The sequence below is a fragment of the Pseudomonas sp. GW822-FHT01E03 genome, from assembly GCF_058802985.1.
In genome coordinates, this window is record NZ_JBXAOQ010000016.1 from 105,835 (window position 1) to 116,006 (window position 10,172).

General features: G+C 60.4%; 10 protein-coding genes. 8 read left to right on the forward strand and 2 right to left on the reverse strand.

Features of this window, described 5'->3' with window-relative positions; genetic code table 11:
* Positions 1–122 precede the first annotated feature (122 nt).
* On the reverse strand, positions 123–428 hold the full coding sequence (locus AC1RP7_RS25685; protein ID WP_008052913.1) for a DUF2288 domain-containing protein: 306 nt from the start codon (positions 426–428) through the stop codon (positions 123–125).
* A 350-nt stretch (positions 429–778) separates the two neighbouring features.
* Between AC1RP7_RS25685 and AC1RP7_RS25690 the strand changes: the two genes are divergently transcribed.
* From AC1RP7_RS25690 to AC1RP7_RS25710, 5 genes are all read left to right on the forward strand, one after another.
* Complete coding sequence (locus AC1RP7_RS25690; RefSeq protein WP_046816661.1) at positions 779–1,906, forward strand: branched-chain amino acid ABC transporter substrate-binding protein; 1,128 nt, start codon at positions 779–781, stop codon at positions 1,904–1,906.
* A gap of 233 nt (positions 1,907–2,139) precedes the next feature.
* A complete protein-coding gene (gene livH / locus AC1RP7_RS25695; protein WP_007947264.1) occupies positions 2,140–3,063 on the forward strand; it encodes a high-affinity branched-chain amino acid ABC transporter permease LivH in 924 nt (307 codons plus the stop codon).
* On the forward strand, positions 3,060–4,316 hold the full coding sequence (locus tag AC1RP7_RS25700) for a high-affinity branched-chain amino acid ABC transporter permease LivM (protein ID WP_057716102.1): 1,257 nt from the start codon (positions 3,060–3,062) through the stop codon (positions 4,314–4,316). The genes livH and AC1RP7_RS25700 overlap by 4 nt, the downstream gene beginning before the upstream one ends.
* A complete protein-coding gene (gene livG, locus AC1RP7_RS25705; protein ID WP_057716103.1) occupies positions 4,313–5,080 on the forward strand; it encodes a high-affinity branched-chain amino acid ABC transporter ATP-binding protein LivG in 768 nt (255 codons plus the stop codon). Before AC1RP7_RS25700 ends, livG begins: the two co-directional genes overlap by 4 nt.
* Positions 5,081–5,782, forward strand: a complete 702-nt coding sequence (locus AC1RP7_RS25710; protein WP_057716104.1) for an ABC transporter ATP-binding protein — start codon at positions 5,081–5,083, stop codon at positions 5,780–5,782.
* A 182-nt stretch (positions 5,783–5,964) separates the two neighbouring features.
* Here AC1RP7_RS25710 and AC1RP7_RS25715 read toward each other — a convergent pair whose 3' ends face one another.
* Positions 5,965–6,873 carry a LysR family transcriptional regulator gene (locus AC1RP7_RS25715; protein ID WP_218495061.1) on the reverse strand — a complete coding sequence of 303 codons (909 nt, stop codon included), beginning with the start codon at positions 6,871–6,873 and terminating at the stop codon, positions 5,965–5,967.
* Positions 6,874–6,979: 106 nt separating this feature from the next.
* Between AC1RP7_RS25715 and AC1RP7_RS25720 the strand changes: the two genes are divergently transcribed.
* The 3 genes from AC1RP7_RS25720 to AC1RP7_RS25730 all read left to right on the forward strand — a co-directional run bounded on the left by AC1RP7_RS25720 (position 6,980) and on the right by AC1RP7_RS25730 (position 10,064).
* Positions 6,980–7,576, forward strand: coding sequence for a short chain dehydrogenase (locus tag AC1RP7_RS25720; protein ID WP_218495060.1), 597 nt, complete (start codon positions 6,980–6,982; stop codon positions 7,574–7,576).
* Between the two features lie 110 nt (positions 7,577–7,686).
* A complete protein-coding gene (locus AC1RP7_RS25725; RefSeq protein ID WP_090453540.1) occupies positions 7,687–8,355 on the forward strand; it encodes a COG3650 family protein in 669 nt (222 codons plus the stop codon).
* A 95-nt stretch (positions 8,356–8,450) separates the two neighbouring features.
* Positions 8,451–10,064: an NAD(P)/FAD-dependent oxidoreductase gene (locus AC1RP7_RS25730; RefSeq protein ID WP_090453539.1), complete on the forward strand. Its 1,614-nt coding sequence runs from the start codon at positions 8,451–8,453 to the stop codon at positions 10,062–10,064.
* Positions 10,065–10,172 lie beyond the last annotated feature (108 nt).

Sequence of the window (10,172 nt, forward strand, 5' to 3'; positions counted from 1 at the left end):
ACTGTTCCCGTTACGTTTACGTCACCGTGAGGCTGTGGCCTTTCTCTACGGCAACATGCCATCACGCTACTCGGCTACACACTTTTCCTTCAGAAATGAACGCACCAATCAGGTGCAAGCTTTTAAGCCTGCGCCCTTTCCTGGATCAGAATCCACGGCGAAACAACCACGGCCCACAGCTGTGGATCACGTTCAAAAAGATCCAGCGCCCGCGTTTCAGAGAGCTTGCCGAGCTTGTCGGCGGCCAGCCAGGCAGCCACTTTCTCCCCTTCATCCTGGGCAACGGCCTCGGCGGCGGCGATCAGATCCAGGCCAGGATCGACCCACAATAGGGCACCCTTGGCGAAGAACGGCTCCAGCTCTTTCCAGGTAATAGATGCGGTTTCACCAAGCAGCTTGGCATAGAGGGTGCTAGGTTCTTGATTCATGGGACTGTCCGGAAAAGAAATCGACGCGAATGATAACGTCGGTGGACTGGCAGAAAAACCCGGATGCAATTGAGTGACCGAAATGAAAAGCGCAGGAAAGCCAGGGAATGCACTGAATACGGCTATAAGCCCCTCAACACCCCGCCGCAATTCTGTCTTTTACTTTCAATAAAGCGACACTTGCAGGTTTTGTCCCCCGGCGCTGCCTTCCCAGGCTGACAATCGGCGCTCTACACTGTACCGGTACAGTTGCCGAGGGACTTTTCCGGGGAATGTCGCAGATATCCGACCCGGTTCTGCTGCTTTCGGCGCCAGGACTATAAAAACTACAACAGTAAGAGTGGAGCACTATGACTAAGGCTACTAAGCAGATTTCCAAACTGTTTGCCGCTATGGTTCTGGCCGGGGTTGCCAGCCATTCGTTCGCAGCTGACACCATCAAGATCGGCATCGCCGGCCCTAAGACCGGCCCTGTAGCCCAATACGGCGACATGCAGTTCAGTGGCGCCAAAATGGCCATCGAGCAAATCAACGCCAAGGGCGGTGTGGACGGCAAGAAACTCGAAGCCGTTGAATACGATGACGCCTGTGATCCGAAACAAGCTGTGGCAGTCGCGAACAAGGTCGTCAACGACGGCGTCAAGTTCGTAGTCGGTCACCTGTGCTCCAGCTCCACTCAACCGGCTTCGGACATCTACGAAGACGAAGGCGTGATCATGATCACCCCGGCTGCCACCAGCCCGGACATCACCGCCCGTGGTTACAAAATGGTGTTCCGCACCATCGGTCTGGACAGCGCCCAGGGCCCTGCCGCCGGTAACTACATTGCCGACTTCGTAAAACCGAAGATCGTTGCTGTTCTGCACGACAAACAGCAATACGGTGAAGGCATCGCCTCTGCCGTGAAGAAAACCCTGGAAGGCAAAGGCGTCAAGGTTGCCGTGTTCGAAGGCGTCAACGCCGGCGACAAAGACTTCTCCTCGATGATCGCCAAGCTCAAGCAAGCCAACGTCGACTTCGTCTACTACGGCGGCTACCACCCAGAGCTGGGCCTGATCCTGCGTCAGTCTGCGGAAAAAGGCCTGAAAGCCAAGTTCATGGGTCCGGAAGGCGTGGGTAACGACTCCATTTCGCAGATCGCCAAGGACGCTTCCGAAGGCCTGCTGGTGACCCTGCCGAAATCCTTCGACCAGGATCCGGCCAACGTTGCCCTGGCTGATGCGTTCAAAGCCAAGAAAGAAGATCCAAGCGGTCCGTTCGTGTTCCCGGCCTACTCGGCTGTGACCGTGATCGCCGACGGCATCAAGGCTGCCAAGTCCGAAGACTCCGCCAAAGTGGCTGAAGCCATCCACGCCGGCACCTTCAAGACGCCTACCGGCGACCTGAGCTTCGACGAGAAAGGCGACCTGAAAGACTTCAAATTCGTGGTTTACGAGTGGCACTTCGGCAAACCAAAAACTGAAGCCAAGCCTCAGTAAGGCGTTGCCAGACTGACTGCCAATAAAGCCCACGGCGTGCCGTGGGCTTTGTTTTACGAACGTATCTGGGCCGCGCTGGCGTGATCCGCCAGTCTCCCCACCTGAAAATCTCAAAACCGTCATCAGCGGTTCGCTGGCAAACCCCGAATTCGAAGTGGATGCAGATCCACGGGGCTCGGGCGGGAAAATGACTCCACCAGTGAAATGCGTATCAGGTTTTTAGGAGCGCTGTAATGCCTGACATCTATCACTTCTTCCAACAGCTGGTTAATGGCCTGACCATTGGCAGCACGTATGCCCTGATCGCCATCGGCTATACGATGGTCTACGGCATCATTGGAATGATCAACTTCGCCCACGGCGAGGTGTACATGATTGGCTCCTACGTGGCGTTCATCGCCATCGCCGGGCTGGCCATGCTGGGACTCGACAGCGTGCCGCTGTTGATGACCGCCGCTTTTCTCGCAACCATCGTTGTAACCAGTGCCTACGGCTACAGCATCGAACGGATCGCCTACCGCCCCTTGCGCGGCAGCAACCGTCTGATCCCGCTGATCTCCGCCATCGGCATGTCGATCTTCCTGCAGAACACCGTTCTGCTGGCGCAAGACTCCAAGGACAAATCCATCCCCAACCTGATTCCGGGCAACTTTGCCTTTGGGCCAGGTGGCGCACATGAAGTGCTGATTTCCTACATGCAAATCGTGGTGTTCGTGGTGACTCTCGTCGCCATGCTCGGCCTGACCCTGTTCATCTCCCGCTCTCGCCTGGGCCGCGCCTGCCGTGCCTGTGCCGAAGACATCAAGATGGCCAACCTGCTGGGTATCAACACCAACAACATCATCGCCCTGACCTTCGTCATCGGTGCGGCTCTGGCAGCCATCGCCGCCGTGCTGCTGAGCATGCAATACGGCGTGATCAACCCGAACGCCGGTTTCCTCGTCGGCCTCAAGGCCTTCACCGCCGCGGTACTGGGCGGTATCGGCAGTATTCCGGGCGCCATGCTCGGCGGGCTGGTACTGGGTGTGGCGGAAGCCTTTGGTGCCGATATCTTCGGCGACCAGTACAAGGACGTCGTGGCGTTCGGCCTGCTGGTTCTGGTGCTGTTGTTCCGGCCAACCGGCCTGCTGGGCCGTCCGGAGGTTGAGAAGGTATGACTAGGAATCTTAAACAGGCGCTGTTCAGCGCTTTGCTGGTGTGGGCCGTGGCCTACCCGGTACTCGGTCTGAAGCTGACCATCGTCGGCATCAACCTCGAAGTTCATGGCACCAGCGACGCCACCCTGATCACCATCGCGGTGTGCTCGGTGCTGATGTTCCTGCGTGTGCTGTTCGACCAGCAGATCAGCTCGGCCTGGCGCTCTTCGCCGAGCATGCCGCTGATCCCGGCCAAGGCCAGCAACTTCCTGACCCTGCCGACCACCCAGCGCTGGATCATCATCGCGCTGATCGCCGGTGCCCTGGTCTGGCCGTTCTTCGGCTCTCGCGGTGCGGTCGATATCGCTACGCTGGTGCTGATCTACGTGATGCTCGGCCTCGGCCTGAACATCGTGGTCGGCCTGGCCGGTCTGCTCGACCTCGGTTACGTCGGTTTCTATGCCGTCGGCGCCTACAGCTACGCGCTGCTGTCGCACTACTACGGCCTGAGCTTCTGGATCTGCCTACCGATCGCCGGCCTGATGGCGGCCACCTTCGGCTTCCTGCTCGGTTTCCCGGTGCTGCGTTTGCGTGGTGACTACCTGGCGATCGTGACCTTGGGCTTCGGTGAAATCATTCGTCTGTTCCTGCGTAACCTGACCGGCCTCACTGGCGGTCCGAACGGTATCAGCAACATCGAGAAGCCAACGTTCTTCGGCCTGACCTTCGAACGAAAAGCCGCGGAAGGCCTGCAAACCTTCCATGAGTATTTCGGCCTGGAATACAACTCGATCAACAAGGTGATCTTCCTCTACCTGGTTGCGCTGTTGCTTGCCCTGGGTGCGCTGTTCGTCATCAACCGTTTGCTGCGCATGCCGTTGGGCCGCGCCTGGGAAGCGTTGCGTGAAGACGAAATCGCCTGCCGTGCCCTGGGCCTGAACCCGACCGTCATCAAACTGTCGGCCTTCACCCTGGGTGCGAGCTTCGCCGGTTTCGCCGGTAGCTTCTTCGCTGCCCGTCAGGGTCTGGTGACGCCGGAGTCCTTCACCTTCATCGAGTCGGCGATCATCCTCGCCATCGTGGTGCTGGGTGGCATGGGCTCGCAGCTGGGCGTGATCCTCGCTGCCGTGGTGATGATCCTGCTGCCGGAAATGATGCGTGAGTTCAGTGAGTACCGCATGTTGATGTTCGGTGCCTTGATGGTACTGATGATGATCTGGCGCCCTCAGGGTCTGCTGCCCATGCAACGTCCTCACATGGAGCTGCGCAAATGAGCCGCGAGATCCTTAAAGTAGAAAACCTGAGCATGCGCTTCGGCGGCTTGCTGGCGGTCAACGGCGTAGCCTTGAGCGTGAAAGAGAAACAAGTGGTTGCGCTGATCGGCCCCAACGGCGCCGGCAAGACCACCGTGTTCAACTGCCTGACCGGCTTCTACAAGCCGAGCGGCGGCAGCATCCTGCTCGACGGCGAAGCGATCGAAGGCCTGCCGGGCCACAAGATTGCCCTCAAAGGCGTGGTGCGCACCTTCCAGAACGTGCGGTTGTTCAAGGACATGACGGCGGTCGAGAACCTCTTGATCGCCCAGCATCGTCACCTGAACACCAACTTCCTGTCCGGCCTGTTCAAGACCCCGTCGTTCCGCAAAAGCGAGCGCGAGGCCATGGATTTCGCCGAATTCTGGCTGGAAAAGGTCAATCTCAAGGAGTTCGCCAACCGTCCGGCCGGCACCCTGGCCTACGGTCAGCAACGTCGTCTGGAAATCGCCCGTTGCATGATGACCCGCCCGCGGATCCTCATGCTCGACGAACCGGCTGCCGGCCTGAACCCGAAGGAAACCGAGGACCTCAAGGCGCTGATCAGCATGCTGCGTGAAGAGCACAACGTCACCGTGCTGCTGATCGAACACGACATGAAGCTGGTCATGAGCATTTCCGACCACATTGTCGTGATCAACCAGGGCACGCCCCTGGCCAACGGCACGCCGGAACAGATCCGCGACAATCCTGAAGTGATCAAAGCCTACCTGGGGGAAGCGTAAATGCTGCAGTTCGAAAACGTTTCCACCTTCTACGGCAAGATCCAGGCCCTGCACAGCGTCAACGTCGAAGTCCGCCAGGGCGAGATCGTGACCCTGATCGGTGCCAACGGTGCCGGCAAGTCCACGCTGCTGATGACGCTTTGCGGTTCGCCGCGCGCCCACAGCGGCAGCATCCGCTACATGGGTGAGGAACTGGTCGGCCAGGACTCTTCGCAGATCATGCGCAAGAGCATCGCCGTGGTGCCGGAAGGTCGTCGGGTGTTTTCCCGACTGACCGTTGAAGAAAACCTGTCCATGGGGGGTTTCTTCACCGCCAAGGGCGACTATCAGGAACAGATGGACAAGGTTCTCGGACTTTTCCCACGCCTGAAAGAACGCTTCAACCAGCGCGGCGGCACCATGTCCGGCGGCGAACAGCAAATGCTCGCCATCGGCCGTGCGCTGATGAGCAAGCCCAAGCTGTTGCTGCTCGACGAGCCATCGCTGGGCCTGGCACCGATCATCATCCAGCAGATCTTCGACATCATCGAACAGCTGCGCAAGGACGGTGTGACAGTGTTCCTGGTCGAGCAGAACGCCAACCAGGCGCTGAAGATCGCTGACCGAGCCTACGTTCTGGAGAACGGCCGGGTGGTGATGACAGGCACCGGTGAAGCGCTGCTGACCGACCCGAAAGTGCGTGATGCGTACTTGGGCGGCTAAGCCTTAGCGGTAAACAAAAAAACGGCCTTTGCGGGCCGTTTTTTTATGCCCCCCTATAGCTACACAGACCCTCTTCTGTAGGAGCGAGCTTGCTCGCGAAAAACTGGAGGGCGCCACGTTCATTCAGACAGCCCTCATCATCGTTAACGTCCATCGCGAGCCGGCTCGCTCCCACAGGACATTTACAACCGATCCAGCACCTCCCCACTGCGCTTGAACCACCCGATCAAATAATCCGCCAGTACCTGCGTGCGCTTGGGCAAACCGCCCTGATATGGATGCACCAGATACATCGGCATGCTGCGGGTCTGATAATCGCGCAGCAGCCATCGCAAGCGCCCGTCCGCCAGCTCTGTTGGCAAACAGTAGGATGGCAGGCGCGCAATACCGGCGCCGACCAGTGCGGCTTTCTTCAACAGGTTGTAGTGGTTGCTGGCGAACGGCCCCGACACTCGCACCCGCAACAACTCGTGCTGCTGGTGATACAGCCACTCTTCGCGGCCGCTGTAATGACTGTTGAGCAGGCAGCGATGCTCGGCCAGCGCCTGGGGGGTTTGCGGTTCACCGTATTGCTCCAGATAAGCCGGGCTGGCACAGGTCAGTTCTTGCCACGCCAGCAGTGGACGCGCCACCAGTCGCTGGTCAATGGCCACGTCGGAACGAATCGCCAGATCGAAGCCGTCGCGAGACAGGTCGCGGTAGCTGTTGTTGAGCTCCAGCTCGATCTGCACCTGGGGATACCTGGCCGAGAACTCCAGCAACAGGCCATCGAAGAAGGTTTCCCCGAGCGACACCGGCACCGTCATCCGCACCGGGCCGGCCATGTCGTCCTTCAGGCGCGCCAGGGCCTGGCGGGCCCGCTCGACTTGCACTACCAGCGCCTGGGCCTGGGGCAACAACGCAGCACCAGCGGCCGTCAGGCTCAAGCGGCGGGTGGTACGTTGCAACAACACCACGGAAAACTGCGCTTCCAACTGGCTGATGCGCTTGGACAGCTGGCCTTTGCTGCAACCAAGCTGCTGCGCCGCCAGGGTAAAACTCCCCGCCTCGATCAACACCGCGAACGCCGCCAGGTCATCCATCTCGCTCATGGATTGTTTCCATTTGAAAACCAAAGGTTGTCTATTAGTGCGCTTATCTGGAGAAAAAACCACCCTAAACTGAAACCTCGTTCAACCCATACGAGGATCAGCCCCCATGAAAATTCTTTTGATCGGCGCAGGCGGCACCATCGGTTCGGCAGTCGACAAGGAACTGTCGCAACGCCACGAAATCATCCGCATCGGTCGCACCAGCGGCGACTTTCAGGTGGACATCAGTGACAGCACCTCGATTCGCAAGCTGTTCGAGCAGACCGGCAAATTCGATGCACTGGTGTGCGCGGCCGGTAACGTGACCTTCGCACCGCTCAACGAAATGACCGAAGAGAGCTTTGCCCTGGGCCTGAAAGACAAGCTCATGGGCCAGGTCAATTTGCTGCTGATCGGCCGCGACTTCGCCAATGACGGCGCTTCGTTCACCTTCACCACCGGCGTGCTCAGCCACGACCCGATTCGCAGTGGCGCCTCGGCGGCGCTGGTCAACGGTGCACTGGACAGCTTTGTCCGTGCCGCCGCCATCGAGCTACCGCGCGGCCTGCGGGTGAACTCGATCAGCCCGAACGTCCTGGTCGAAGCCATGGGCAAATACGCGCCGTACTTCCGTGGCTTCAAGCCGGTTCCTGCGGCGGATGTGGCCTTGGCCTACGCCAAGAGTGTGGAAGGCCTGCAAACGGGTCAGACCTTTCACATCTGAAGATGAAAAATCGCAACCTGTGTCCGCGCCAATACAAAGTGGAGACGATAACCGGTTGTGATGAACGGTCAGGCTGAGTAACGTGGCGGCACCTGTCAGGAGACCCCAAGATGCGTGTTGCCCGTTCCTTAGTCCTCGTTGCCCTGCTTCCGCTGTTCGCCGCTTGCCAGTTGTTCGAGGGTGAGCGGCAGAACGCCTCCCATGTCGGCCAGACACGCATGCAAGGCCAGTTGACCGCGGCGGACGGCAAACTGCTGTTCCAGCCGTGCAACCAGACAAACCGCTACGTGGTCAACGACACGGGTGGCACCAGCGTCCTGCAGCAGGCCGCAAACCTGGCGGACAAACAGGGCAAGCTGTTTGCCGACGTGCGCGGGCGGGTTGTGGCCGGCGGCGGTGGTGACGGCCAGCTCGATCTGGAGCAGTTGTACCGCGTCGAGCGCTCGGGCACCGCGTGCGACGATCCGAATTTCAAGCTGCTGATCCTGCGCGCCGCCGGCCACACCCCGGAGTGGAGCGTGAAAGTCAGCGGCAAAGGCATGGTCCTCGACCGGGCCGGCCAGCCGCCGTTGGCCGTGCCTTACGTCGAGGAGCAACTGGGCGATGGCCGTTTCAACCTCAGCACCGAAGCCAACAACCAGCACATCGAACTGTGGGTTGCACCGCAACGTTGCGTCGACAGCAGCACCGGCAGCATCCAGCACATGAGCGCCGAGCTGCGCATCGACGGTCAGGTACAGCGCGGCTGCGGGTATTTCGGCGGATCGCGCGACGACTGATCGTTTAAGCCTCACGGGCCTGCGCCTTTGAGGCTTATAATCGCGGGCTTCAAACGCCCTGGCGCAGTTGTGCGCCCCGCGAACCGGATCCCGCCATGTTACGAATCACCGAACTCAAGTTGCCGATCGACCATCCCGAAGAAGACCTGCGCCCTGCCATCGTGCAGCGCTTAGGGCTTGCCAGCGATGACCTGCTCGATTTCACCTTGTTCAAGCGCAGCTACGATGCGCGCAAAAAGTCCTCCGAACTGTGCTTCATCTACACCATCGACCTTGAAGTTCGCGATGAGGCGGCGGTACTGCACAAGTTTGCCGATGACCGTAACGTCAACGTGGCGCCGGATGTCAGCTACAAGGAAGTCGGCCAGGCGCCGGCCGATCTGAGCGTGCGGCCGATCGTCGTCGGCTTCGGCCCGTGCGGGATTTTCGCCGGGCTGCTGCTGGCGCAAATGGGCTTCAAGCCGATCATCCTCGAGCGCGGCACCGAAGTACGCCAGCGCACCAAGGACACCTGGGGCCTGTGGCGCAAAAGCGTGCTCAACCCGGAATCCAACGTGCAGTTCGGTGAAGGCGGCGCGGGGACGTTCTCCGACGGCAAGCTCTACAGCCAGATCAAGGACCCGAAATTCCTCGGCCGTAAAGTCCTGCACGAATTCGTCAAGGCCGGTGCTCCGGAAGAAATCCTCTACGTCAGCAAACCGCACATCGGTACGTTCCGTCTGACCGGCGTGGTGGAAAACATGCGTGAGCAGATTCGCGCCCTGGGCGGTGAAGTGCGCTTCCAGCAGCGCGTCACCGACGTGTTGATCGAAGACGGCCAACTGGTCGGCGTCGAACTCAATGGCGGCGAACAGATCCACTCGAAACACGTGATCCTGGCCCTCGGCCACAGCGCCCGCGACACCTTCCGCATGCTTCACGGCCGTGGCGTGTTCATGGAAGCCAAGCCGTTCTCGGTGGGTTTCCGCATCGAGCACCCGCAGTCGCTGATCGACCGTGCGCGCCTGGGCAAGTACGCCGGCCACCCGAAACTGGGCGCCGCCGACTACAAGCTGGTGCACCACGCCAAGAACGGCCGTTCGGTCTACAGCTTCTGCATGTGCCCGGGCGGCACCGTGGTGGCGGCGACTTCCGAGCCAAACCGCGTGGTCACCAATGGCATGAGCCAGTACTCGCGTAACGAGCGCAATGCCAACTCCGGCATCGTCGTCGGCATCACGCCGGAAGTCGATTATCCGGGCGGCCCGCTGGCCGGTATCGAGCTGCAGGAACGCCTGGAGTCCCACGCATTCGTGCTGGGCGGCAGCAACTACGAAGCGCCGGCGCAACTGGTCGGCGATTTTATCGCGGGCAAACCGTCTACCGAACTGGGCAGCGTCGAGCCGTCCTACAAGCCGGGCGTTGCCCTGGGTGATCTGGCGCTGGCACTACCGGCATTCGCCATCGAAGCAATTCGCGAAGCCTTGCCGGCATTCGAGAAGCAGATTCGTGGTTACTCGCTGCACGACGCAGTGCTGACCGGGATCGAGACCCGCACTTCGTCGCCGCTGCGCATTACCCGTAACGAGTCGTTGCAGAGCCTGAACGTGAAGGGCTTGTTCCCGGCCGGTGAAGGGGCCGGTTATGCGGGCGGGATTCTGTCGGCGGGTGTTGACGGGATTCGCATTGCCGAGGCTGTGGCTCGGGATATCCTTGGCCTGGAAGCCTGATACGCGATCCCGAAACAATGCAAAACCCTGTGGGGGGGGGGGGGGGGGGGGGGGGGGGGGGGGGGGGGGGAGGGGGGGGGGGGGGGGGGGGGGGGGGGGGGGGGGGGG